The 24,709-nt window shown below is 61.9% G+C and carries 18 protein-coding genes and 2 riboswitches; of the genes, 4 read left to right on the top strand and 14 right to left on the bottom strand.

What is annotated here, in order from left to right; all coding sequences use genetic code 11:
• Positions 1–217: 217 nt before the first annotated feature.
• The 4 genes from ACEE43_RS07265 to ACEE43_RS07250 form a co-directional block, all read right to left on the bottom strand.
• A complete protein-coding gene (locus tag ACEE43_RS07265) occupies positions 218–1,144 on the bottom strand; it encodes a DUF559 domain-containing protein (RefSeq protein WP_449107774.1) in 927 nt (308 codons plus the stop codon).
• Positions 1,145–1,380: 236 nt separating this feature from the next.
• Positions 1,381–2,238 carry an ABC transporter permease gene (locus ACEE43_RS07260; RefSeq protein ID WP_237205865.1) on the bottom strand — a complete coding sequence of 286 codons (858 nt, stop codon included), beginning with the start codon at positions 2,236–2,238 and terminating at the stop codon, positions 1,381–1,383.
• Between the two features lie 2 nt (positions 2,239–2,240).
• Positions 2,241–3,281, bottom strand: coding sequence for an aliphatic sulfonate ABC transporter substrate-binding protein (locus ACEE43_RS07255; RefSeq protein ID WP_449107773.1), 1,041 nt, complete (start codon positions 3,279–3,281; stop codon positions 2,241–2,243).
• An 8-nt stretch (positions 3,282–3,289) separates the two neighbouring features.
• On the bottom strand, positions 3,290–4,096 hold the full coding sequence (locus ACEE43_RS07250) for an ABC transporter ATP-binding protein (protein WP_449107772.1): 807 nt from the start codon (positions 4,094–4,096) through the stop codon (positions 3,290–3,292).
• 5 nt (positions 4,097–4,101) lie between these two features.
• Positions 4,102–4,196, bottom strand: a riboswitch (SAM riboswitch).
• 201 nt (positions 4,197–4,397) lie between these two features.
• A riboswitch (SAM riboswitch) is annotated at positions 4,398–4,498 on the top strand.
• Between the two features lie 109 nt (positions 4,499–4,607).
• Here ACEE43_RS07250 and ACEE43_RS07245 point away from each other — a divergent pair.
• Entirely contained in the window at positions 4,608–6,074 is a 1,467-nt protein-coding gene (locus tag ACEE43_RS07245) for an LLM class flavin-dependent oxidoreductase (RefSeq protein WP_449107771.1), read from the top strand.
• A gap of 94 nt (positions 6,075–6,168) precedes the next feature.
• Here ACEE43_RS07245 and cls read toward each other — a convergent pair whose 3' ends face one another.
• A complete protein-coding gene (gene cls, locus ACEE43_RS07240; protein WP_449107770.1) occupies positions 6,169–7,668 on the bottom strand; it encodes a cardiolipin synthase in 1,500 nt (499 codons plus the stop codon).
• A 141-nt stretch (positions 7,669–7,809) separates the two neighbouring features.
• On the opposite strand from cls, the gene ACEE43_RS07235 reads away from it, so the two are divergent.
• Positions 7,810–8,466 carry a TetR/AcrR family transcriptional regulator gene (locus ACEE43_RS07235; protein WP_431463611.1) on the top strand — a complete coding sequence of 219 codons (657 nt, stop codon included), beginning with the start codon at positions 7,810–7,812 and terminating at the stop codon, positions 8,464–8,466.
• Positions 8,467–8,576: 110 nt separating this feature from the next.
• Positions 8,577–9,539: a phosphoglycerate dehydrogenase gene (locus ACEE43_RS07230; RefSeq protein WP_449107769.1), complete on the top strand. Its 963-nt coding sequence runs from the start codon at positions 8,577–8,579 to the stop codon at positions 9,537–9,539.
• A gap of 330 nt (positions 9,540–9,869) precedes the next feature.
• On the opposite strand, the gene ACEE43_RS07225 is transcribed toward ACEE43_RS07230, so the two are convergent.
• Positions 9,870–11,621 carry an ABC transporter ATP-binding protein gene (locus tag ACEE43_RS07225; RefSeq protein ID WP_449107768.1) on the bottom strand — a complete coding sequence of 584 codons (1,752 nt, stop codon included), beginning with the start codon at positions 11,619–11,621 and terminating at the stop codon, positions 9,870–9,872.
• 119 nt (positions 11,622–11,740) lie between these two features.
• On the opposite strand from ACEE43_RS07225, the gene ACEE43_RS07220 reads away from it, so the two are divergent.
• A complete protein-coding gene (locus tag ACEE43_RS07220; RefSeq protein WP_449122307.1) occupies positions 11,741–12,319 on the top strand; it encodes a hypothetical protein in 579 nt (192 codons plus the stop codon).
• 91 nt (positions 12,320–12,410) lie between these two features.
• On the opposite strand, the gene ACEE43_RS07215 is transcribed toward ACEE43_RS07220, so the two are convergent.
• From ACEE43_RS07215 to ACEE43_RS07180, 8 genes are all read right to left on the bottom strand, one after another.
• Positions 12,411–13,622 (bottom strand): ABC transporter permease, encoded by a 1,212-nt coding sequence (locus tag ACEE43_RS07215; protein ID WP_449107766.1) that lies wholly within the window; start codon positions 13,620–13,622, stop codon positions 12,411–12,413.
• Complete coding sequence (locus tag ACEE43_RS07210; protein WP_449107765.1) at positions 13,622–15,154, bottom strand: ABC transporter permease; 1,533 nt, start codon at positions 15,152–15,154, stop codon at positions 13,622–13,624. The genes ACEE43_RS07215 and ACEE43_RS07210 overlap by 1 nt, the downstream gene beginning before the upstream one ends.
• Before the next feature lie 150 nt (positions 15,155–15,304).
• Positions 15,305–17,059, bottom strand: coding sequence for an ABC transporter family substrate-binding protein (locus ACEE43_RS07205; protein ID WP_449107764.1), 1,755 nt, complete (start codon positions 17,057–17,059; stop codon positions 15,305–15,307).
• Between the two features lie 253 nt (positions 17,060–17,312).
• Entirely contained in the window at positions 17,313–17,792 is a 480-nt protein-coding gene (locus tag ACEE43_RS07200) for a GNAT family N-acetyltransferase (RefSeq protein WP_449107763.1), read from the bottom strand.
• A gap of 133 nt (positions 17,793–17,925) precedes the next feature.
• Positions 17,926–20,028 carry a glucose PTS transporter subunit IIA gene (locus ACEE43_RS07195; protein ID WP_237205854.1) on the bottom strand — a complete coding sequence of 701 codons (2,103 nt, stop codon included), beginning with the start codon at positions 20,026–20,028 and terminating at the stop codon, positions 17,926–17,928.
• Positions 20,029–20,283: 255 nt separating this feature from the next.
• Positions 20,284–22,806, bottom strand: coding sequence for an HAD-IC family P-type ATPase (locus ACEE43_RS07190; RefSeq protein WP_449107762.1), 2,523 nt, complete (start codon positions 22,804–22,806; stop codon positions 20,284–20,286).
• Positions 22,807–22,898: 92 nt separating this feature from the next.
• Positions 22,899–23,675, bottom strand: coding sequence for a heme ABC transporter ATP-binding protein (locus tag ACEE43_RS07185; RefSeq protein ID WP_449107761.1), 777 nt, complete (start codon positions 23,673–23,675; stop codon positions 22,899–22,901).
• Positions 23,672–24,664, bottom strand: a complete 993-nt coding sequence (locus tag ACEE43_RS07180; RefSeq protein ID WP_449107796.1) for a FecCD family ABC transporter permease — start codon at positions 24,662–24,664, stop codon at positions 23,672–23,674. The genes ACEE43_RS07185 and ACEE43_RS07180 overlap by 4 nt, the downstream gene beginning before the upstream one ends.
• Between the last annotated feature and the right edge of the window lie 45 nt (positions 24,665–24,709).

The following is a 24,709-nucleotide window of genomic DNA, read 5'->3' as shown; positions in this document are numbered from 1 at the left end:
AGGTCTCTCGTATCGCTCTTGATGGACAAAATCTCTTTCAGGGTAAGCACCTGCGAGCCACTGCTACTAAACCGTGACGCCCCTTAACGTTTATGACGCCGCGTGACGCGCGTCCGTCCGCCTGCGTCCGCCCCCGAATGTAACCGAAACCTTCATCTGCGCGTTCAAAGAACATGCACATGAAGGTTTTGACGACATTCGCCGAGCACACGCCACGTTACCGCACCCCGGCATTGACCAAAAGGATGCGTAAATTTTCCGGGTGATGCACGATGTCTTCCCACTGCACCCTAATGACCCGGTACCCGAGTTTCTCAAGGTCACGGTGGCGTCTTTTCTCAGCGCGGATAGCTGCCCCAGGGTCGCCGTAGGTGCCATCATATTTGACGTAACCGTCGACTTCTAAGATGAGTTTGAGCTCTTCCCACAGAAAGTCGGGGCGGTAGTAGGAACTTCCCACCCAAATGGTTGCCTGTTCCTTGGGCGGGGTGAGCCCCCACATCGCAATTCGATAGCGGGTCACCGTTTCCGCAGGAGATTCTGAGCGTTCGCTCATGAGACGGCTGACCTCACGCGCGTTTTTGACCCCTTTGCAACGTAAACCCGTGATGCTACTGGTGAAATCAGAAGCGGCGATGAGTCCTTGGTTGAGAAAAAAGTCCACGATACACAGGGCATCAAGTATGGGCAGAGTCAGCGCACAGTCGACTGCTGTTTGTAGGGGAGGAGTGACAAAAGCTCCTTGATGGAAGACAGCAGATGAGCACTCTGTCTTTCGGGCACGGCTGACATGGACTTTTGGGGTAGAGCGGACGGTCTCCGTTGGATGGCTGACCCAAATTTTGCGGGGGAGCCGCAGTAGGGGCGCATCCCACCAGAGTGCTGCAGATACATGACTGAGCACGAAGTCTGATCTGGTTTTGAGAAACCCTACGTGTTGGGCGATGCAGCGGGCGCGGGCGTCCCAGCTGTTCCAGGTGGAGGTCTTGATGTAGGCTCCGTGGCAGATGCGACGAAGGGTTCCGCCCTGACACGCCCTGGTGATGCTTGAGGACGACTTCCCGAGATGGCGCAGCTCCGCAGAGGTTTTTACTTCGGTAAAGAATTGTTCCATGCCATGAATGTCTCCGATAGTTTCGTCCATGACAAGGGGTTATATATAAATTGTGGATAACTCGGGGTGTTTTGTGTGGGTTTATACCTCTATGCGTTTGTATGACGCTTGAAGGGCTGTTTTCCACAGGGGAGCTTCACCAGTGCTGTAGGTAGCCAAAAGCTTCATCTGCGTGTTCAAAGAACATGCAGATGAAGCTTTCGGTTACATTCACGGATGGTCGCGCCCTCGCCCCCTCAACCCGGCGCGTCCGCCCACCTCGTCTTCTAGTTGCTGGGGAACCGGGCCTTGACCCACCGTTCGAACACACCCAGCAGGGCGTCGGTGATCTTACCCAGGATAGCGAGTAGCACGATGGCCAGGAGCAGGCGGTCGGTGCGGCCGTTGTTCTGGGAGTCGGTGAGCAGGAAGCCCAGCCCCATCGAAGCACCGAGCAGCTCGGCGGCGACCAGGAAGAGCCATGCCTGCGCCAGGGCCAGCCTCAGACCCGAGACCACAGCGGGCAGAACGGCAGGTAGCTGCACGGTGGTAAAGAGGTTGATGCCGCGGACGCCGAAGGTGCGGGCCGCTTCAACCAGCTTGGGGTCTACGTGGGCTAGGGCCGCCGAGACGGTGGTGTAGACGGGGAAGAAGGCGCCGATAGCGATGAGGGTGACCTTGGAGTTCTCGCCGATGCCGATCCAGAGCAGCAGCAGCGGCACCCAGGCCAGCGACGGTACAGCGCGTAGGGCGCCGATGGTTGGGGCGGCGAGCACCTGGGCCCAGCGGGAGAGCCCTACCCAGGCTCCGAGCACCAGCCCGAGGATAGCCCCGATGCTGAAGCCCAGAACCACGCGCTGGGTTGAGATAGCAACGTGCAGGCCGAGCTGCCCGCGTCCTGCCAAATCAAGGGCAGCGGCAACCACCTTCGAAGGGGCAGGGAGCTGCACCGCGCTAAAGACTCCGGCGGTGCTCAGGTACTGCCAGAGCGCCAGCAGAACCAGGGGAAGCAGGGCGCCGAGCCAGGGTGCCCAGCGGCGGGTGAGCAGGGGGCGGCGGGGTACCTTCGCGGACGCCGGTGTTTCGGTGCGCGCCAGACGGCGGCGGGTTGCCGGTTGGGTGGTGAGATCAGAGGTAACTGACATGATTACTCAGCCACCAGGGTTGAAATGCGGGCGGGGTCGGCCTTCTGGGCAAAGGTATCGTTGACGATGCTGCCCAGGGCGGTGTCTACTTCGTCTTGTGAGGCAACGTCGCCGGATTCAACCAGGTAGGGGCCGACCTTCTCCAGCACGGCGAGCTGCTTGTCGCCGGGTACGTTATCGATATCGAGGTAGGTGCGGTCCCAGACGACCTGGGCGGTTTCAAGCTCAATTCCGGAGCCGTCCGCCAGAATCTGCACGGCCTCTTCTTCGTTGGCGAGTGCCCAGTCGCGGGCGTATTCGTAGACGTCAACGATGGTCTGGGCGGCTTCGGGGTCGCTCTCGATGAAGTCCTCGGTGGCGTTCAGGAAGCCGTAGGTGTTGAAGTCGACGTTGCGGTAGAAGAGGGTGTTGCCGTCCTCAATTTCGGCGCTGGCCATGATGGGGTCAAGGCCGCTCCAGGCGTCTACGGTGCCCTGGTTGAGGGCGGTGCGGCCGTCTGCGTGCTGTAGCTGCTCGATGGTGACCTCATCGGGTGACACACCTGCTTCTTCAAGAGCTTGGAGCAGGAAGAAGTAGGGGTCGGTGCCCTTGGTGACGGCTACCTTTTTACCGGCCAGGTCTTTCACCGATGAGATACCGGTATCGGTGCGGGTCACCAGAGCTGACCACTCGGGCTGGGAGTAGAGGTCAATCACCTGAATGGGGGAGCCGTTAGAGCGAGCCAGCAGGGCAGCTGAGCCCGCGGTGGAACCCACGTCAATCGCACCGGAGCGCAGGGCCTCATTGGCCTTGTTTGAACCGGCTGACTGAACCCACTCGACGTCCTTACCCTGCTCTTGTAGGGCGGTCTCAAGCCAGCCCTTTTCCTTGATAATCAGGGAGAGCGGGTTGTAGGTGGCGTAGTCGATGGTGACGGTGGCGTCGCCCGCTGCTGCAGAAGTATCGGCGGTAGAAGCGTTTTCTCCTGCCAGGCACCCGGTCAGTAGTAGGGTGCCGGTTGCGAGCAGGGCAGAAGTGGTGGTGAGACGAGAAATGAGTGACATGTATGTTCCTAGTGTTCTTCGACGCCGAGTTCGGCCAAAAGTTCTTTACGCAGGGTGGCAAGCGCCGGGTTACCGCGGTCGCGGGGGCGGTGGTCGGGCACATCGACGATACGGGCGATGGTCGCCGGTGCGGACGGCTCGGGCTTGCCCAGCACGATGACCCGGTCAGAGAGGTAGAGGGCTTCTTCTACATCGTGGGTGACCAGCAGAATAGTCGCCGGGTCCTGGGCGTGAATATCGAGCAGGAGGTCCTGCATGTTGATGCGGGTCAGGGCGTCCAGAGCGCCAAAGGGCTCATCCAAGAGTAGGACACCGGGGTTCCGCGCCAGCGCCCGGGCCAGGGAAGCGCGCTGGGCCATGCCACCGGAAATCTCGCGGGGGCGGTGCTGGGCATAGTCTGCCAGCCCCACGAGGTCTAGAAGCCGGGCAACCTGCTCGCGGGCGGCGTCCTTGGGTGTTCCCTTGGGCAACCCCAGGGCAACATTCTTCTCAACGGTTCGCCAGGGCAGCAGGCGGGGTTCCTGGAAGCCAATTGCCACGCGGGAGTCCAGGCCGCGTACCGGGCTGCCATCGATGGTGACGGTACCGGCGGTCGCTGCGCCCAGGCCCGCGGCAGCCCGTAAGAGGGTAGATTTGCCGCAACCGGAGGAGCCAATAATCGAGATAATCTCACCGGGGTAGGCGGTGAAGGAGACGTTTTCCAGGACGGTGCGGGTCTCGCCGCGCTCGCCGATGAAGGTTTTGCCGACGGCCTTGAAGTCAATGTCGCAGGCGGTGAGGGTGGTGGGGGTGCGTTCTAGCGTGGGTGCGCTCATGCTTTTCTCCATCGTCTCTTGGCGTTAGCACCGACCCCTGTAATGCGGGAGGTTGCTGCGACGTCGTTGAGCCAAGTCTCTCGGTCGCTCTGGATGGTTGACGCTCTCAACGCTAGGGGCCGGTGCCGCGGCCGGGCAAGAGTATGACGCGGTATTTCGCCTGGTTACGAGTGTGACGCAGTGGGTGAAACTGACCGGAACTCGCAGGTGAGCGTAACACTGCTCAACACGTGCCACAATGTGAAACGTAGCCTCAGATGCTTGCCTCTTGGCGGGCTGCGAGGGCTACACTAAATCTCAAGATCAAGAGTCCCAACGCGAAGCTCTGGCTAGTTGGGCGGCAACCCTCTCCCGTAGCGGGGTGCCCCAGATGAGGATCAGGCAGTAATGCAAGTACGGCGCAACCAGGCGCCACCTTCGCGAAGGCTCGGCGCCTTTTACTTTTGGGTAAGGACGCCGGTGGCAGCACGGGCGCGAGGGGCCAAGCACCACCTGTGAAAGGGCCCGGTTCATGACCGAGAAGAAGCGCATCGTCGTCAACGCCTTCGATATGACCACCACTAGCCACCAGAGCTTTGGCCTGTGGCGTCACCCCCGCAACCGTGCGGATGAGTACAACACCATCAAGTACTGGACCGACCTGGCTAAGGTCTGCGAGAAGGGTCTGTTCGACGCTGTCTTTATCGCTGACGTGGTGGGTGTCTACGATGTCTACAAGGATTCAGTAGCTCCCGTGCTGAAGGACGGCGCCCAGGTTCCTGTGGGTGACCCCTTCCTGCAGATTTCTGCTATGGCCGCTGTCACCGAGCACCTGGGCTTTGGCGTGACCGCCGCTGTGACCTACAACCAGCCCTACACTCTGGCCCGTTCCTACTCCACCCTGGATCACCTGACCGGCGGCCGTGTGGGCTTCAACGTGGTGACCTCTTACCTGCAGTCTGCTGCTGAGAACCAGGGTCTGCCCGGGCAGATTGAGCACGATGAGCGCTACGAGATTGCCGAAGAGTTCCTCGATGTCTGTTACAAGCTCTGGGAGGGCTCCTGGGAGGACGGCTCGGTACCCCGCGACCGCGAAAACGGTATCTTCGCTGACCCCTCGAAGGTGCACCCCATCCTGCACAAGGGCAAGTACTTCCAGGTTCCCGGCATCGCCCTGAGTGAACCTTCCCCCCAGCGCACCCCCGTGATTTTCCAGGCCGGTGCTTCGTCTCGCGGCCAGGCTTTCTCGGGCCAGCACGCCGAGGCTATCTTTATCACCGCCCTGCGTCCCCACCTGACCAAGGTTCTGACCGAGCGTATCCGTTCTGAGGCTGAAAAGGCCGGCCGCAAGCGCGATGACGTCAAGATCCTGGCTATGCTCTCCGTTGTTGTGGACGAGACTGACGAGAAGGCCCAGGCCAAGTACGCCGAGTACCTCAAGTACCAGAATGTTGAGGCTTCCCAGGGCATTATTGGCGGCTGGAGCGGCCTGGACCTGGATCAGTTCGATGAGGATGAGGCCCTCAAGTACGTTGAGACCGAGTCTATCCAGTCCTTCCTGACCCCCTTCACCCTGCAGGATAAGGAGAAGGAGTGGACCCGCAAGGACATCGCCGAGCACTGCGCTACCGGCGGTATGGGTGCGGTTCTGGTGGGCTCCCCCCAGACCGTTGCCGATGAGCTGGAGAAGTGGATTGACGAGGGCGGCCTGGATGGCATCAACCTGGCCTACCATGTTTCCCCCGGCTCCTTTGAGGACTTCGTTGAGTTCGTCGTCCCCGAGCTGCAGAAGCGCGGCCGCTACCGCACCGCCTATGAGGGTTCCACCCTGCGTGAGAGCCTCTTCGGTGAGGGCAACAAGTATGTGGACGAGCGCCACCCGGCTGCCAAGTACCGCGGCGCCTACGCGGGCAAGCCCTCTGCTGCTGACACCCCGGCTCGTGACTTCCTCAAGCTAGCGATTGAGAACGCGGAGAAGGCAGAGGCCGCAGGCCACTAGTTCTTCTGAGATAAGGACGCCGCCCCGCACCTTCCTGCCAACGGGCAGGGGAGTGCGGGGCGACGTCCTTATCTTCTTTATGCCGTGCCGACGGTTAGAGCAGGGCGCTCCACAGGCGACAGAGGTTTTCGGCAACCTTCTGGTGGTTGGGGCGGTTGACCCACTCGTCGTAGCGCAGGCGCTTGCAGCGGGAGATGTAGTCCCGGGCTACGCCTTCGAGTTCCTGCACCATAGCCTTGCCCACGATAAAAGTGGAGACCTCAAAGTTGAGGGCAAAGGAGCGGGGGTCCATGTTGGATGAGCCGATGAAGGTGATTTCGTCGTCCACAATCATGAACTTGGAGTGCAGCACGGTGGGGCCGGGGTACTGCTGAATGTTCACACCCGAGCGGAGCAGCTGCTCGTAGTAGGAGCGCTGCCCCATAATCGGCAGGAACTGGTCACCCTTCTCGCAGACAATCAGGGTCACGTCGATACCCGAGAGTGCCATGTTGGTCAGAGCCTGCAGCAGGGTTTCTTCGGGCACGAAGTAGGGGGAGCAGATGATGATGCGTTCTTCTGCGTTGTAAATCAGGTGGTTGATCAGGCGCAGGTTGTTTTCGGTTTCGAAACCGGGGCCAGAAGGCACGATTTGGGCGAGCGGACGCTGGCCTTCCTGCCCTGCCTCTTCGTTGGCTTCGATGTCGGCGTCGATTTCATCGAGCAGGAGTTCCTTGGTTTCGGCGTACCAGTCGGAGACAAAAACCGCGTTGAGCTCGTGCACCACGGGGCCGGTGCAGAAGAAGGAGAGGTCCTTCCACTCTAGGCCCTTTTTGATGTTGCCCTTGAGATTGTAGGTTCTATCGATAGCATTCTGGGAGCCGGAGAAAGCCAACTCGCCATCGATGACCACAATCTTGCGGTGGTTGCGCAGGTCGGGCCGCTGCCACTGGCCCTTCCAGGGTTTGAGGGGTAGCATGAGCCGCCAGGGCACCCCTGCATCGTTGAGCTTGCGCTGGAGTTCCTTCCAGCGGGGGTACTTGCGGGAGCCGATATGGTCGATGAGTACATGGACCGCTACACCGCGCTGGTGGGCGCGCACCAGGGCGTCCCAGAGGGGCTCGGTGGTGCTATCGAGGGCGGTGATGTAGAACTCGAAGTGAACGTACTTCTTAGCCTGGTCGATCTTTTTGGCGATTTCCTGCAGGGCCGCGTTGTTGTCGTGGCGCAGCTCGAAATCATTACCGCCAATCAGGGGCAGGGCACCGAGCTTGTAGTTGAGGTTAGCTGCCACCCGTGCAGGCTCAGAGAGCTCCGGGTCGCCCAGCACGGCGTCATCCCCCTCGATGGAGTCTTTAATAATCTGGTTCATGCTGCGCTGGCGGCTGCGGCGGTGCCGGGGCACCAGGTTGGAACCAAAAATCAAGAAAGCAAACAGGCCCACGAAGGGAATAAAGAAAATCGCCATCAGCCAGCCGAGCGCGACCACCGGTTTACGGTTGTAGGGCAACCAGAAAATAACGGTGATGCGGATGAGGATATCGATAACGACCAGGGTTATCGAGAGCCAATCCGGCAGGTTCGTGATATCGAGAAAAGGTAGGCTGAAGTTCACCTTTCTAAGTCTACCCGGGGTCCGAGTGCGGGGTGGGGCTTGTCCACATAGTCAGAAAGCTCTCTACGCGCGATGCTCGTACCCTGCCCGTAATATCTCACCTAGCTTAGGTTCTCTGCACCTCTGCAATAGACTGGTGGTGTGAAGAAACCCGAGAAGTCCGTGCGCCAGCAGCGCCGGGAGCGAACCCACACCGCGATTCACGAGGCCGCGCTCAAGCTTGTGCTTGAGAAGGGCCTCAAAGCCACCACTACCGACGAAATCGCTGAAGCTGCCGGGGTCAGCCCCCGCACCCTCTTCAACTACTTCGCCAGTAAAGAGGACGCCGTGCTCGGCCTGCGCGCCCCCGTCATCACCGATGACATCCTGCAGCGCGATGCTGCCCGCCAGGACCTCTATATCTTCGAGCGCGTCGCCCACCTGATGCTCGACATCATAGTCGCATCGGTCGACAGCCCCACCTACCCGCAGGTGCGCCCCCTGGTGCAGGAATACCCGGAGCTGCGCTACCGCCTGAAAACCCACCATATCGAGTGTGAAAAGACCCTGGCTGACCTGCTGCGCACCGTCAACTGGGTGGAGTTCAGCGCGAGCGGACGCCGCGGCCCCTGGCCCTACCTGCCTGAAAGTGAAGCCGGAGAAGGGGCCTCAGAACCCCGCCTGCGTGCAGCCCTTTGTATCACTTCGGCCCTGCTCCGCTATATGGACTACACTCGCGGTGTGCCCGAGAGCACTGAACGTGATGAGATAATCCGCGAGGCCGTGCAGACCTTCCGCCACCTGCTGCGCGAGGACTAGCCGCGGCCCGTCCGTCATGCTGCGTCACGGGTAGAAACAGCAGTGCCCTGCGGGGGTAAAGTGGCTAGTGGGTGCCCCCGCGCCTAAAACTTGGAACAAAGGAGTACACCATGAAGATTCTTCTGCCCACATCAATCACCCTTGACCAGAGCGCCCTAGGCGCTGAAGCCGGCGACGAGCTGGTCAGCTACGACCCCACCGTCAACATCGCCCCCGAACACCACGACGCCGATGTGCTGGTGGCATGGGGCAACACCAACGACCAGCTTAAGGACGCCGCCGCCCACCTTCAGCAGGTAGAGCTGGTCCAGGCCCTGCTGGCAGGTCCCGACCAGGCACGCGCCGCGGGCTTCCGCCCCGAGGCTGTCATCGCCTCCGGCAGCGGCCTGCACTCAAAGACCGTTGCCGAACACACCCTGGCCCTGGCCCTGAACTTTGTACGCTTCCTGCCCACCCTGGCCGAGCACCAGGCACAGAAGAACTGGGCCACCGAGCTGGGCGGCCCCCAGGAGCTGCACCCGGCCGACCAGGTCACCACCCTGCTCGGCGCCAAGGTCACCATCTGGGGCTTCGGCTCCATCGGCCAGGCAACCGCCCGCCTCTTCGACGCTTTCGGCGCCGACGTCACCGGCATCGCTCGCTCCGCCGGTGAGCGCGCGGGCTTCCCCGTGGTCGCCACCGACGACATCGACTCGGTCCTAGAAACCACCGACATCCTGGTCATGATCCTGCCCAACTCCGAGGAAACCAAGAACTCCCTCGACGCCGCCCGCCTGGCCAAGCTACCCCAGCGCGCCTACGTCATCAACGTGGGCCGAGGCCCCACCGTCAACGAGGCAGACCTGATTGAAGCCCTCAACTCAGGCAGCATCGCCGGCGCCGCCGTCGACGTTGTAGTTGAAGAGCCCCTGCCCGCCAGCGACCCCCTGTGGGACGCCAAGAACATCATCATCACCCCCCACTCAGCGGGCGGCCGCCCCGTCGAGCCCGAAGCCCTCATCAAACAGAACCTGCAGGCCCTGCGCGATGCCCGCGCGGGCAAGGACGCCGACTGGCGCAACAAGATGAACTAGGGGAGTGGAGTTAAGGGGTAGGGTAGGGCGCTACGTCCGCAGACCCTCTCACTCCTCGCCTGGCGGCTCGTCGTGATTCACGCCAGCCCCGAGCCAGCGGACGTAGCGCCCTACCCCACCCCTGACCTGAACCGGCTGAGCGTGGGGAATGCAAAGGACGTGCTAGAAGCCAGCTGGCTGGGTCTGGCGTGAATCGGGCGAGCGCCCCAGCGCGAGCCCGAGAGGGTCAGCTGGCGCTAGCACGTCCTTTGCATTCTCTGCCACCGAAATACACGTATAGGTACACAAAGGAGCTCCACCAGAATCTGGTGGAGCTCCTTTTAGTTGCCTTTAGCTGACGACGTGGCCGGTCTCGTCCAGCAGCTTGGCGCGCAGTTCGCGGCGCTCAGCCTGGGCATCCGGGTCGGGCAGCGGAACAGCGGCCAGCAGGCGCTGGGTGTAGACCTCACGGGGGTGGCGCAGGATCTGCTCGCGCGGGCCCTGCTCTACGATTTCGCCGCGGCGCATCACCGCGATGCGGTCTGCCAGGGCGTCGATGACGGCCAGGTCGTGGGTGACAAAGAGGCAGGCGAAGCCCATTTCTTCCTGGAGTTCCTGGAAGAGCTCGAGCACACGGGCCTGGACCGATACGTCGAGGGCTGAGGTGGGCTCGTCCGCAATGAGGAGCTTGGGCTTGAGGGAGAGGGCACGGGCGATGCCGACGCGCTGCTTCTGGCCGCCGGAGAGCTCGTGCGGGTAGCGGTTGCGGTAGGAGCGGGGCAGCTCAACACGGTCCAGGAGCTCCTCGATACGCTTCTGCAACTCGGCTCCCTTGGCGACGCCGGCAAGCATCATGGGCTCACCGATGGATTCGCCGATGGGCAGGCGGGGGTTGAGGGAGGATGAGGGGTCCTGGAAGACCATACCTACGTGCTTGCGTACCTCGGCCAGGTCCTTGCGGCTGGGCTTGCGCATATCAATGCCGCAGACGTTCAGCTCACCTTCGGCAACCTGTAGGAAGCCCACGGTGGCGCGACCGATGGTGGACTTACCTGAGCCTGATTCACCGACCAGCCCCAGAACCTCACCGGCACGGATCTCGAGGTTGGCGCCGGTGACGGCGCGGAAGGGGCCAACCCGCCCCTGCTTGGGGTACTCGAGGGCGACGTCCTTGAGGGAGAGGATGACGTCGCCGGTGCGCTGGGGGGCTACCTGCTCTAGCAGGGCGGTGGCCGGACGCTGGTTTTCGGCGGCGTCGTCGATGGCGGCGTTCACGTCGATTTCGTCGCCACCCAGGTGGAGCACGGCACCGAGTAGGGCCTGGGTGTACTCGTGCTGGGGGTTGTTGAAGACCTCGTGAATCTCGCCGGTCTCAACGATCTGGCCGCGGCGCATGACGGCAACACGGTCGGCCAGGTCGGCGACCACGCCCATATCGTGGGTGATCAGGATGATGGCTGAGTTGAGCTTCTTCTGCAGGTTGCGCATGAGCTCAAGAATTTCTGCCTGCACGGTCACGTCGAGTGCCGTGGTGGGCTCATCTGCAATGAGCAGCTTGGGGTTGGTGGAGAGCGACTGGGCGATCATGGCGCGCTGGCGCTGGCCACCGGACATCTGGTGGGGGTAGGAGTTGAAGGCCTTGACGGGGTCGGGCATTTCGACCATCTCAAGCATCTTGATGGCTTCTTCTTTAGCCTCTGCCGGCGAGACGTTCTTGTGCAGGCGCAGGGTCTCAACGATCTGGTCGCCCACAGTCATGACCGGGTTCATGGCGGTCATGGGCTCCTGGAAGATCACGGCGACTTCTTCACCGCGCACGCTGAGCAGCTCGGTGTTGCTAAGGCCAACGAGCTCGCGGCCGTTGAGTTTGACGGAGCCGGTGACGCGGGCGTTCTTGGGCAGTAGCCCGATCATACCCATGGACGAAACGGACTTACCTGAGCCGGATTCACCCACAATGGCGAGGACCTCACCGGCATGCACCTCGTAGTTGAGGTTCATGGCGGCGGGAACCCAGGTACGTTCGACGCCGAAGTCAACGCTGAGGTCGCGGACTTCGAGGACCGGCTGGGCGCCGGTTGGCTGAGTGGTTGGTGTATTCACTGGTTTTCCCAACTCTTGGTTGTTTCTGTAGAAGATTGGTGTGGTGGAGCTGTCTCATCTGAGAGAATCGAGAGACTATGAAGTCTCAGTATTTGCAGAACCCTCCGGTTACCTTTCGCGTGAAGACCGCCCCTTTTTACACCTGGTGTGCTGTGCTGGTTGCAGCGAGTGTGCTGGTGGCCTTAGCTGTTAGCGGTGGCATGTCGGCCCTGCTGACCGGCGGCTGGGGCGTGCTGTGGATGGCCTATACGGTCTGGTATGTGCTGGGCCGATCCCGCCTGGTTGCTGGTGCCGACGACATCACCATCTATAACCCCTTTGTGACCCACCGGGTCAACTATGCTGCCCTGATTGATATTTCAACCAAGTACCATCTGACCCTGGTGACTCCCACCAAGCGTTTTCAGGCCTTTGGTGTGCCGTCAAGCGGGATGGTGGCGTCCCTTTCTGCCCATCGTCAGGATCTTGAGCGTCTACCCACGATTACTTACGGGGCGGAGCGGTCAGTGCGTACCTCGGACCTGCCAAATTCGGCGGCGGGGTCGGTTGCCCTGGTGCTGCGCGGCTACTGGCAGGAGCTGGTGGAGGACGACGCCCTGGGGTCGGTTGAGCCCCTTCAGCAGTCGCGGGTGGACGCCCGTGGGTTGGCTGTCTTCGTCCTTCTGCTGCTGGCGGCTGTGGGGGGCCTGGTGTTCTAGGCTCCGGGTGAGCCGGGAGGTTCTGCCTTCTCTATTCGGTTATCAACGAGGCGGTGAGTGCTGGTGCGCTCACCGCCTCGAGCGATGAGAGCTACTTGTTCTGGGGTGAGCCCGCAGGGCCGTCCAGATCCTGGTCAAGGGAGTCTGAGGTGCGGGTGCTGTGCGGGGTCTCTACCTCTGAGGCAAGGGAGGTGTGTACCGTGGCGGTGCCTGCTGCGGCAGGAGCTGCCGCGGGGGCGGCTACAGAACCGTCGATACCCACGCCGTTTTCGGCTGAGTGGGCGGTACGCTTGGTTGCCTTCTTGGGGTTGAACTTCTTCTGGCGGGGGTCAAAGGCGTCACGCAGGCCGTCGCCAACGAAGTTGACGGCCAGTGAAATCACCAGAATGAAGAGGCCGGGGAACCAGAAGAGCCAGGGGCGGGTAGAGAAGGCTGACTGGTTCGCTGAAATCAGTGAACCCAGTGACCAGTCGGGGGCCTTGATACCGAAGCCCAGGTAGGAGAGCGCGGTCTCGGTCAGAATGGCGGAGCTCATCATCAGCGACACGTTCACGGTGACCACGCCGATGGCGTTGGGCAGGATGTGCTTGAAGATGATGCGCAGGTCTGAGGCGCCTGCCAGGCGGGCGGCGTCCACGAACTCGCGTTCGCGCAGGGAGAGGAACTCTGCGCGGACCAGACGGGCCAGGGAGGACCAGAAGAGCAGACCCACGACTACACCGAACATGATGGTGTTCCAGATGCCGTGGAAGTAGCTACCGGCCAGCTTACCGAGCACGGCGGTCAGCAGCATCAGGGGGATGATGATAACCATGTCGGTAAAGCGCATGATGACGGCTTCAATCCAGCCGCGGTAGTAGCCTGCCAGGCCACCGAAGAGCACACCGAGGAAGCCGGCGATGCTGGTAATCAGGATGACCACCAGGAAGGTGTTCTGCACACCGCGCATGGTCATGGCGAAGAGGTCGCGACCGGTGGCGTCCTGGCCGAACCAGTGCTGGGCGTTGGGGGCTGCACCGTTCACGATGGGGTTCATCTCGGTGTAGTTGTACTTCCACCAGCCGGGGATGGGGCCCACGCCGATGGAGGTGAGGGCCAGTAGGAGCACGGCGACCAGGATAGCCAGTGAGATGACCGCACCGGTGTTCTGGCGGAAGCGCTTGCGCACAATCTGGCCCTGGGTCTTACCCACGGACTCCTGGGCGCGGATGTCGACGTTGGTTTCGACGGAGCGCAGGGCGGTGGTCTCGGTGGTGGGCTCCTTAGCGGGCCCTGAGCTGAGGTTCTTGTCGTTGGTGCTCATTATGCTTTCACCCTCACGCGCGGGTCGAGGGCTGAGTAGAGGAGGTCAGCCACAAGGTTGAAGACGAGCGCCAGGATGCCGGTAAGCAGGAAGACGCCCATGACGGGGTTGGGGTCGGTGTGAGCCAGCGAGTCGAGGAAGAGGGTACCCATGCCCTTGAAGGCGAAGATACGCTCGGTGATCGCTGCGCCGCCGATGATGCCGCCGATGTCCATGGCGATGATGGTGGCCAGGGGGATCAGGGCGTTGCGGAAGGCATGCTTCATGACGACGGAGCGTTCGGAAACACCCTTGGCGCGGGCGGTGCGGATGTAGTCCTGGTTCATGATTTCGAGCATGGACGCACGTGAGTAGCGTGAGTAGGAGGCCAGCGAAATCAGGGTCAGGGCGATGGTGGGGAGCAGGATGTGGGTGAGGGTATCTGTGTTCAGAATCCAGAAGTCACCCTGCAGGTTGGGGGTAGAAGCGTTGGCGGTGGGGATAGGACGGCCCTTGATACGGCTGTTGCTGATGTAGGCGGGCCAGGCCTGCATGAAGCGGTCGGCGATAATCAGCAGGGCCATGACCAGGCCGGTGAGCATACCGACGCGGGCACCCTGGCCCTTGTCGTAGCCACCCCAGAGCAGGCCAACAACCCAGCCCAGAGCCATGAAGGCTAGGGCAATCAGAATGACCATGAGCATGGTGGCCAAATCGAGCAGGTTCTGCAGGGGGAAGTAGGCTGCCAGGCCCACAAGGACCATGGTCAGACCTGCACCCAGGGCCCGGCGGTTACGCAGGCCGGAGACCAGGATGGTGAAAATGACGGCGGCGCCCAGGCCCAGGGGCAGCATGAAGGGGATGCCCAGGAAGGGGGTGAGGAACCACTTGGTGGTGGAAACGAAGACGATAGCGCCCGCGGTGATGACGAAGCCCAGCAGGCCCATCAGGTAGCGGGTCTTCTGCTTGCCGAAGGAGGCGGAGTACCAGAAGAGGCCTGCTAGTACCGATATGAGCAGGGTTGTGGGTATGGTGACCACCGGGTTGCGGAGGAAGTCGTTGAAGCCGATGGCGACGAATTCCTTGAGCAGAACTGCGATCCAGAAGGAGGGCAGGGAGAAGAAGAGGAAGCTGGCGAAGGTAACGGTGTAGTCCAGGCCTGAGTACTGGCGCAGGGCTGAGATAATACCCAGGCTGACACCGATCAGGATGGAGAGCACGGTGGCTGCTACGACCAGGGTGAGGGTCTGGTAGACAGCGTTGGAGAGAAGCTGGGTAACGGGGGTACCTGCCAGGTTCTGGCCAAAGTCGCACTTACCTGCGAAGCAGCCGAGCACACCGCCGAGCCACTTGAAGTAGCGCAGGGGGGCAGGGACATCGAGATCGAGGGCATCGATGCGCTGGGCAATCAGTGCTTCTTTGTTGGGGGAAGTTGAGGTGCGTAGTTCTTCGAGGGGATCGCCCGCGATAGCTACGAGGTTGTAGATGAGGAACGATGCACCGAAGAGAATGAACACTGCGGTGATCAGGCGCCTCACGGAGTACATGAGCATGATGAATCCTGATGGGTAGGGGAGTACACCCTGGGAATAGGAGGGTGCTCTCAAAACAGCCAGAGGCGCGGACGCTCGTGAGCGTCCGCGCCGTAGGGCAGTTACAGATTGTTAGTTGCCATCTGTAGCGTGACTAGAGCGTAACTGTACTTACTCTGCGATGTCCCACTCTTCGATGTTCCAGGTCAGGGGCTGCTGACCGGGCTTAGGCTGTACACCGGTGATGGTGTCTGAAACCGAAGTAACAGCGATGGACTGGAAGAGGGGCAGACCGTAGGCGTCCTTGAAGATTTCGCCGTCTGCCTGCTTCTTCAGCTCTTCGATGCGGGCGGTATCGGTGGTGGTCATAATCTCATCAGCGGCTGCGTCAACGGTGGGGTTGGAGTAGCCGGTGAAGTTGGAGGATGAACCGGTCTTGAAGATCTGGCCCAGTGAGGAGTTACCTACACCTGAGGAAACCCAGCCGAAGATGGATGCCTCGTAGTCGCCGCCCTGAAGCAGGGATGACCACTGCTCGCTACCTGCGTCAACAACCACGAAGCCTGCCTTCTCAGCGGATTCCTTGATCATCTGGAAGGAGTTGATGCGGTTGGGGTTCTTGTTGTTGTAGAGGATGCGGATGGTGGGGGTCTGGCCGCCCAGCAGTTCCTTAGCCTTCTCGATGTTGGCGTCCATGTCGTCTGAGGGGTACTCAGAGGAGTTATTGGACTCAACGGTCTTGGCGTAGTTCTCAGCGTCGGAAGCTACGTAGAGCTGGGAGTTCAGAACCTGAGCATCGGCGTCCATGGGCTTGATGAGCTTGTCAACGATGTCCTGGCGGGGAACGGTCAGCAGGAAGGCCTTGCGGACATTCTCGTCAGCGAAGGGTGAGCCTTCCTTGACGTTCAGGTCGAGGTGGTCGTAAGCCTGGTCGGGCTGGGTTTCGGTGACAACGCCGCTCAGAGCTTCAAGCTGGGAGACGGTGTCGATAGATGCCTGGGGGGCAACGGCGTTGACTTCGCCGTTCTGCAGAGCCTGAATCTGGGTTGCAACGTCGCCCTGAACCTTGAGCACAACTTCGCCAATAGCGGGCTTCTTGTCACCCTGGTAGTTGGGGTTGGCGGTCAGAGTAACTGACTGGTTCTCTTCAACGGCGGTGACCAGGTAGGGGCCGTTACCGACGGTGAGAGCCTCGTTGGCAGGCATGGTGGTGGTGTTGTAGCCGGTGTTCCAGGCATCTGCAATCTTGCGCAGCTGCTCGTTTTCTTCACCGGGGGTTGCGGTCTCGATAGCTTCGATGAGCTCGTCTTCGGTCATGCCAGCCAGCTCAGCAACAACGTGGGCGGGCTTGTCGATGTCGTAAGCGATTTCCCAGTCAGCGAAAGCCTTGGGGTAGGTGAAGGAGATGGAGCGGCCGTCTTCGCTCACAACGGGGACCTCTGCGCCGCCGAGGCCAGCGGTTTCACCTGCGAAGTCGAAGTAGGTGAGTTCGCCGTCTTCGCTGTCGAAGTGGCCTGACTGAGCAGCCCATGCCAGGAGCAGGTCGCCCTTGTCGATGTCGTTGCCATCTGACCACTTCTGGTCGTCGTTGACCTTGTAGTCAACCTTGATGCCTTCGCCCTCTTCAGTCATGGAGTAGGTGCCGAACCACTCGTTGTGGCGGATGTCGAAGGTGTTGGTGATGGTGTAGAAGCCACGGTTGGTCATCTGAGCGATGATGCCGTTGGTGTCTGAGTTACCTTCAGCGGTGCCTACGTTCAGTGAGGAGAAAACGTTGGTGATAGCAATTGAAACTGACTTGTCTGATGCAGCTGCGTCGGAGCCTGAGGTGCTGGAGGCGCCGGTGTCGGAGCTGGCGCAGGCTGAGAGAGCCAGGGCAGCTACAGCTGAGAGGCCGAGAGCTGAGGAAATGCGGGTCTTACGCATTGGTGTCTCCTTGCTGAAAAGGGGAAATGTATGTTGTGGTCCGCGATCTTCACCCTGTGTGTGCGGGGGTGGCGGGAGCCTCCCCAGCTCTTGGGTGTGGTGAGTCACACGATGTGTAATGTATATACTAGGTCACTTTTGGGGAACTGTGCCACACAAACCCCTGTTTATATGTAAAACTCTTCAAAAAAATGTAAAAAGTACGTTACAGCGTCGTATTAGCTCATGAAGTGGCGTGGCTTTTCTTCTTTTGCTAGCGCTGGATGGGGCGCACCATATGCACGTGCTCGATACCGGCCTCAAGGTAGGGCTCACCTACGATTTCAAAGCCTGCCGCCCCGTAATAGCCCTCAGCTAGGTAGGCCTGGGCACTAATAGAGATACGTTCAGCCTCGGTCTTCTCTTCAATCCAGGCTATGGCTTCGTTCAGAAGGCGGCGGCCCAGGCCGGTGCCGCGGGCGTCCGGATGTACTGCCACCCGCCCCAGCGTCCAGGCGCCGGGCTCTGCCGGGTGGGACTCGTCCGAGAATGTCGCCAAATCAAAGAGCCGCAGATAGGCCAGCACCTCGCCGCGCTCATTGGCGTGGAAGAAGTGCAGGGCCTGCCGGTCTGCCCGGTCGATTTCGTTCTCTTCGGTAATCTTCTGGCCCACCACAAAGACCAGCCCGCGTAGCAGGTAAATCTCGTTGAGTTCATCAAGAGTCAGGTCATAAAAGGATTTCACGGTAAACATACAGTCATTCTAAAACCCGTTGAACTGCGCTTATTACCGGGCAGTAACTATGAGATTTGCTTAAAGGCATAGAAAGCCGCCCCGCACCGTCCGGAAGGACGATACGGGGCGGCACGCCTAGGCTGCGGCGGGATTACTTGGTGGTAACCTTCAGCAGCTCAGAGCCGGGCTGGACGGCGCCGGTAGCGCCCTCAACCTCAGCGAAGCGGTTGGTATTGGTGACCAGAACGGGGGTTACCAGGGAGTAGCCGGCGTTCTTGATGATCTCGGGGTCGAAGGTCAGCAGGATGTCGCCGGGATTGACGCGCTGGCCCTTTTCAACCTTCACGTCGAAGCCTTCGCCGTTCAGGTTGACGGTGTCGATACCCACGTGAATGAGAAGTTCTACACCGTTGTCGAGCTTCAGGCCGATAGCGTGGCCGGAAGGCATGGTGACGGAGACCTTACCGGCGGCGGGGGCTACCACGGTGTTGCCGGTGGGGACGATGGCTGCACCCTTGCCGAGCTTTTCGGCGGCAAAGATGGGGTCGGGGGTCTCAGACAGGGGAACTGCCTGGCCTTCGAGGGGGGATGCCATGGTCAGGACGGTGCCCGCTGCGGGAGCCGCTGCTTCTTCAGCGGCCCAGGGGGTAGCTGAGGTGGTGGCGGCGTCCGCTTCGTTGCGAACCTCGGTGGCTGCGGGGGTAGCTGCCTCGGCAGCGGATTCGCCAATGCCGGTTTCTGCAACGGCTGCGGCCTTGGCGGCGGCTTCAGCCTTCTGGTCCTTGGACTCGTAGCCGAAGATCAGTACACCTGCCATAGCGCCGAAGAAGGCGATGGCCAGACCAATCATGTAGAGGTACCAGGGCTGCATTGCGGGGATAGAAATCAGCGAGGTGAAGGCGAAGGCGTAGGACTTAACACCCAGGGCTGAGATGGTGGCACCACCGATGATGGCGGGGACCAGAATCAGGGGGAAGACACGCTTGTAGCGCAGGACGATGCCGTAGAGGGAGGGCTCGGAGATACCACCGAGCAGACCCGAGGCGGCCGCACCGACAGCGGTCTGGCGCAGTTCCTTGTTGCGGCGAGCCACAATAGCAACACCGGTGACAACGCCGAAGACAGCAAAGTTGTAGGCGCCCATGGGGGACTGGATGAAGTCCACACCGTCGGTCTGCAGGTTGTTAATCATGACGGCGTTCAGGGGCCAGTGCAGACCCAGGGGAACCATGAAGAGGTAGAGACCGGCGATGAGGCCACCGACCAGCCAGGGGGCGATTTCGTTAACGCCGCCGATGAAGTCAGAGATAGCCAGAGCGAACTTGATGCCGATAGGGCCGATGAGGAAGGCGGTCAGGGGCACCAGAATCATGACGGAGAGCATGGGCACGAAGACCATGTGCAGCATGGTGGGGATGACCTTCTTCAGGAAGCGCTCCAGGGGAGCCAGCAGAGCTGCTGCGAAGAGGGGCGGGAAGATCTGGCCGGTGTAGTTCATGACGTACAGGGGCAGGTCGAGACCCAGGAAGGGGACACGGACGACGCCGTCCACCGCGATGTCTGCAAAGCCCTGGAAGGTGCCGGTCATGAGGGCTGCGGGGATAGCCGCACCGACCCACATGTTGGCGCCCAGGCGCTTAGCTGCGGTTGCACCCAGCATGATGGGCATGAACTGCAGGACTGACAGGGAGGCTGCCAGCATGATGAACCAGAAGGGGAAGGCTGCGCGCCACTCATTGAGCATGGCGGCTGCGGCATCGGCGTCGGCCAGGCGGGGGCCGTTGACGATGTCGATGTTAACGACCTGGCCGGTGAGGTCGGTGTACTGACCGAAGTAGCCCAGCTGCTGCAGGAAGACGATCAGGGTCAGGATCATGGAGGTGCCCAGCAGCGCCCAGAGGATGGGGCGGAAGGAGTCTGAGAGCACGTCGAAGACGCGGGTCAGGGCGCCGGCCTTCTTCTCGTCGGTGGCTACTGCGCCCTTGGAGGAGCTTTCGCCGACGGAGCTCATGCCGGGCAGCTTGACCATTTCGTTGTAGACCGATTCGACCTTGTCGCCGAGGACGACCTGGGTCTGGCCGGACTGCTCGATGATGGAGAGCACGCCGGGGATATTTTCGATCTTGGTGCGGTCGATGGCGCTGTTGGACTTGGGGGTCACGCGCAGGCGGGTGGCGCAGTGGGTAAAGTGCGAGATGTTCTCGGGGCCTCCCAGGCCTTCGAGAATCTTTTCGCCCATCTGTGAGTTATTCACGAGTGGAACCTTACTGGTGGGTGCGGACTGCTAGCCGGTTGTTTAAGACGAAAAAGACCCGAGCTGCCTATCGAACCGTGTGCCCTGATGCGGGTAGACGGGTGCTCATGGAAGCGGCGTGGGTGCGGGTGCACCGGTGCCGTATGAGCTGATAGCAACTCAGGTCTTGCCTGCTGAACCAGTAACAATCCTGATGATTGACTACATAGAGTGTGGGGTGTTAACCCCGTTCGTGCTCAAGCGTACTCCCTGATGTTAGCCCTGTGCAAGTACCTGGGGGTGTTTAGCTCGCAACCAGGCGGTGTGCAGGCGTAGGTTGATTTCGATAGCTAGGCAGCCCAGGGCGGCTGATCCTACAGTGGCTAGTAAGTATGCCCCGGTGGGAATGGTGAACTGGTGGTACCAGAGTGAGGGAGGAAGCAGCAGAGCCAGGGCCAGGCCAGCGTACATGGCCGCCACGATAGCCAGGCGGACGCCGCGCACGGGCCGCACTACGGTGGTGATGTTGTAGATACCCATGAGTACAAGGGCGATGAAGGTGGCGGTCTGAATTTCCGCTGTCGCCACCCCGGCGAGAGCGTGCCCGTAGCCGTTGACGAAGACCAGTACCGCTGTGATGATAACGGCTGCCGGTAGGGCATAGTGCAGGGCCCTGCCCAAGAAGCCGCTGACGTAGCGACGGGTGTTGGGCAGCATGGTCAGGAAGAAGGCGGGACCGCCCACAATGAGCAGGTCGGCGGTGGAGTACTGGCGCGGCAGGAAGGGGAACTGCCAGCAGAGCACACCCAGGGTGAGGCCCAGCAGGATAGCGAAGGCGGTCTTGGTGAGGAAGAGGTTGGTGACCCGCTCGATATTGGCGATAATCTTGCGCCCCTCGGCGAGTACGCCGGGTAGGCGGTCAAAACGTCCGTCGAGAAGCACCAGGCGCGATACCGCCTTGGTGGCGGGCGCTGCGTTGCCCATGGCGATACCCAGGTCGGCGTGCTTGAGGGCCAGGGCGTCGTTGATGCCGTCACCGGTCATCGCTACTACGTGCCCGGCCTCGCGCAGACCCAGCACCATGTTCTTCTTCTGTTCGGGGGAGACCCGGCCAAAGACGGCGTGGGTTCGGGCAGCTTCTACCAGCTCAGGGCCAGATTCGGGCAGGGTTGAGGCATCGACCGCGCCTGCTGAGACGTCCATACCGGCGGATGCCGCTGCGGCCGCTACCGTGCGGGGGTTATCGCCAGAGAAGACCTTCAGGTCGATGCCCTGGCTTCTGAAGTAGGCCAGGGTTTCGGGGGCTTCGGAGCGTACCTGCTCACGGAAAATCACGAGCACCTGGGGCTCAAGACCGGCAGGAACCCGGGCGGCTACCTTGCCGGAAGGCTCGCGCAGAAGGGCGGGGGCGTGGGCCAGCACCAGCACACGCAGCCCGCTCTCGGCCAGCTCACCGGCCAGGTCGCGGGTAGCAGATCCCTCGGGCAAAAGTGCCTCGGGGGCACCGAGTAGCCAGGCACCGGTGCCCGTGAACTCAACGCCGCTAAAGCGCAGGGCAGATGAGAAGGGCAGGACGCCTGCGGCAGCCGGAGCGCTAGCACCGGCAGGGGCTGCGGCGCCCGCTGCCTCAGCAAAGGGCTCTTTCAGGGCAGCCGCGGTGGGGTTGGCGTTCTGGTCGGCTCCCAGCCAGCCCAGGGCGGCAGCCCAGCCGTCCTTAACCCGGGAAGCGGCGGCGGCGTCCTGATGCCCGGTCTCTGCCCAGAGCACCTGCCCGGTTAGGGAGCGAACCGAATCAAAGCGCACCCCGCCCTCGGTCAGGGTGCCGGTCTTATCGAAGCAGACGGTATCAACGCGGGCCAGTACCTCAACGGCGGGCTGCTCTTGAATCAGCACCTCGGTGCGGGCCAGCTTAACCGATGCCACGGCAAAGGAAATCGTGGTCATCAGGGCCAGGCCCTGGGGAATCATGGAGGCCACCGACGAGACAGAGGTAATTAGGGCATCACGCCAGGCCCCGGAATCAAGGGCCAGCTGCCAGCCACCAGCGGCCTGCATCTGCCCGTTCAGCACAATCGCGATGATGGGAACCAGAGCCCAGGTAATCCAGGTGACCACCCGCTCCATACCCGCCCGGAGCTCCGAATGGATGGTGGTGAACTGGCGGGCCTCGGCCGTAATTTTCGCGGCGCGGGAGGTAGCCCCCACCGCCGTCAGCCGCACCTTGCCCGACCCGCCGATCACGGATGAAGCCGACAGGACGCCGTCCCCCGGTACCTTGCCGACGGGGTCGTTTTCGCCGGTGAGCAGGGATTCATCAAGGTCCAGGCCGTCGCTGGTGAGCACCACGGCGTCGGCAGGAACCTGGTCCCCGCGCTTGAGCAGCACAACGTCGTCAAGAACCAGCTCATCGAGGGCAACCGGCACCAGCTTGCCGTCGCGCAGGGCGGTGGCGGGGTCGCGGCGTAGCAGAGCAATGCGGTCTAGCTGACGCTTCGCCGAGAACTCCTGGGTGAAGCCGATGACCACGTTGGCAATAGCAGCCAAAAGGAAAAGGGTATCGAGCCAGGAACCCACCAGAATCACCGCCAGCCCGCAGAGCCCCAGCACCAGGTTAAACATGGTGAACAGGTGGGTGCGGATAATGGTGGCGGTAGAGCGGGAGGTCGCATTATTCTGCGTATTCACTAACCCTGCAGAGGTGCGCTCAGCGACCTGCTCGCTGGTGAGCCCACCGGCCTCAAGGACGCTGTCTGGAGGGGTACTCACATTCACGCGGTGTGCAGGCGCGGTGTGAGACATAGGGGCTCCTTGGGCGTCGGGCTGGTCAGGGTAGTAACCAGTCTAGTGGGAGAAGCCGAGGGTACACGTCCGTCTCAAGGATGAAAACAGCCTCAGTTGCGGGCCGGAAGTACCAGCAGGCGCCCGGTCACCGGGTGGGTAAGCACCTCGATAGGGTGGCCGTAGACCGCGCTGAGCCGCTCGGCGGTGCAGACCTGCTGCGGGCGTCCTTGCGCCACCACCTGCCCCTGGGCAAGAAGCACCAGCCGGTCAGAGTAAGAGGCTGCAACATCGAGGTCGTGAAGGACCACCACCACAGCAGCCCCCTGCCGGGCGTAGGCGCGGGCGCGGGTGAGGGTCTGCTCCTGGTGCAGAATATCGAGGGCGGCGGTGGGCTCGTCGAGCAGGAGCAGGGGAGTGTGCTGGGCAAAGACCCGGGCCAGGTGGGTGCGGCCGGCTTCGCCGCCCGAGAGGGTGCGGACGTCCCTGCCCGCCAGGTGCCCGGTATCGGTGTCGGCAAGGGCAGCGGCGACAAGCTCGTGATCCTGCTGGGCCTGCTCGGTACCCCGCCAGGGAGCCCTGCCCATTTGGACCACCTGCTGCACGGTATAGGAGAAGGCTACCGAGGTGTGCTGCAACAGCATGGCACGGGTGCGGGCCAGCTCTACCGGCCGGTAGTCTGCCAGCGGACGTCCGCCCAGGGTAACCTGCCCCGAGCTGGGGGCAGCATCCCCTGCCAGTAGGGACAGCAGGGTCGATTTACCCGCCCCGTTGGGGCCGATAAGAGCTAGGACCTCACCGGGGGCAACCTCAAGTGAGACATCGTGCAGAATCTGCCGCCCGTTCACCCGGTAGCTGACCGAATCGGCGACGAGTAAAGGTGCGGTCACAGGGCCCCCTTGGTTAGGGTTCGGCGGAGCAGGATAAAGAAGGTGGGGCCGCCCACCAGGGCGGTGAAGATGCCGATGGGCAGGTCGGCGAAGCTCACCAGGGTGCGGGCGGCGAGGTCGGAGGCCGCAATGAGCAGGGCACCGCCCAGGGCCGAGGCGGGTAGTAGTACCCGGTTGGAGGGCCCCACCACCATGCGGAGCAGATGCGGCACAATCAGACCCACAAAAGCGATAATGCCCGCGTAGGCGACCGCGGCCCCGGTGAGCAGGGCGGTGCAGACGATAGCTGCCAGGCGTAGGCGCTCTACATGAACACCCGAGTGGGCAGCGGCCCGCTCACCCAGGGCGAGCAGGTTGAGCTGCCGGGCCAAGAGAAAGCTACCGATAATACCGACACCCACAATCGGGGCACTGGTGGCTACCGCCGCCCAGGTCGCCCCGTTCAGGGAGCCCATCTGCCAGAAGATAACCTGGTCGCGACTGGCGTCGTCGGCGATAAAGACCATCAGGGCAATCAGTGCGTTAGCCACGGCGGTTACGGCAATGCCGGTGAGAATCATCGACAGTACCTCTGCCCGCCCGCCGGAGCGGGAGAAGAGATAGACCAGGGCGGTGGTGGCTAGCGCGCAGGCGAAAGCGCAGAGGGGTACGGTGAACATACCCAGGGCATTCAGGCCCAGCACAATAGCCCCGCAGGCCCCCACCGCAGCCCCGGCTGAAATGCCGATGACGCCCGGCTCAGCCAGCGGGTTGCCAAAGACCGCCTGCATCAGGGCGCCGGACGCCCCCAAGGCGGCGCCCACCAGCAGCCCCAGCAGAATGCGGGGTAGGCGGATATTCCAGAGGGTGGCATCTGCCAGCTGCATGGCAGGGTCGGCGGACGCCAGCCCCAGGTTGCGCAGAATACCCCCGGCAACCTGGGGGAGGGGAATCTCAAACTGGCCCAGGCTAGCTGATATGAGTACCGTGCCGAGTAGCAGGAGGGGCAGGGCGGTAAAGACCGCCGTGAGGGTAGAAGAACGTACCTGCACAAG

The sequence above is a fragment of the Rothia sp. 11254D007BW genome, from assembly GCF_053548195.1.
This window is presented reverse-complemented; position numbering and strand designations above follow the sequence as displayed.

Bases quoted from the DNA above. Each gene is read 5' to 3' on its own strand.
- ACEE43_RS07210 (WP_449107765.1), bottom strand. From the start codon at position 15,154: ATGCTCATGTACTCCGTGAGGCGCCTGATCACCGCAGTGTTCATTCTC.
- ACEE43_RS07250 (WP_449107772.1), bottom strand. From the start codon at position 4,096: ATGAGCGCACCCACGCTAGAACGCACCCCCACCACCCTCACCGCCTGC.
- ACEE43_RS07265 (WP_449107774.1), bottom strand. From the start codon at position 1,144: ATGGACGAAACTATCGGAGACATTCATGGCATGGAACAATTCTTTACC.
- ACEE43_RS07205 (WP_449107764.1), bottom strand. From the start codon at position 17,059: ATGCGTAAGACCCGCATTTCCTCAGCTCTCGGCCTCTCAGCTGTAGCT.
- ACEE43_RS07200 (WP_449107763.1), bottom strand. From the start codon at position 17,792: ATGTTTACCGTGAAATCCTTTTATGACCTGACTCTTGATGAACTCAAC.
- ACEE43_RS07215 (WP_449107766.1), bottom strand. From the start codon at position 13,622: ATGAGCACCAACGACAAGAACCTCAGCTCAGGGCCCGCTAAGGAGCCC.
- ACEE43_RS07245 (WP_449107771.1), top strand. From the start codon at position 4,608: ATGACCGAGAAGAAGCGCATCGTCGTCAACGCCTTCGATATGACCACC.
- ACEE43_RS07190 (WP_449107762.1), bottom strand. From the start codon at position 22,806: ATGTCTCACACCGCGCCTGCACACCGCGTGAATGTGAGTACCCCTCCA.
- ACEE43_RS07260 (WP_237205865.1), bottom strand. From the start codon at position 2,238: ATGTCAGTTACCTCTGATCTCACCACCCAACCGGCAACCCGCCGCCGT.
- ACEE43_RS07255 (WP_449107773.1), bottom strand. From the start codon at position 3,281: ATGTCACTCATTTCTCGTCTCACCACCACTTCTGCCCTGCTCGCAACC.
- ACEE43_RS07230 (WP_449107769.1), top strand. From the start codon at position 8,577: ATGAAGATTCTTCTGCCCACATCAATCACCCTTGACCAGAGCGCCCTA.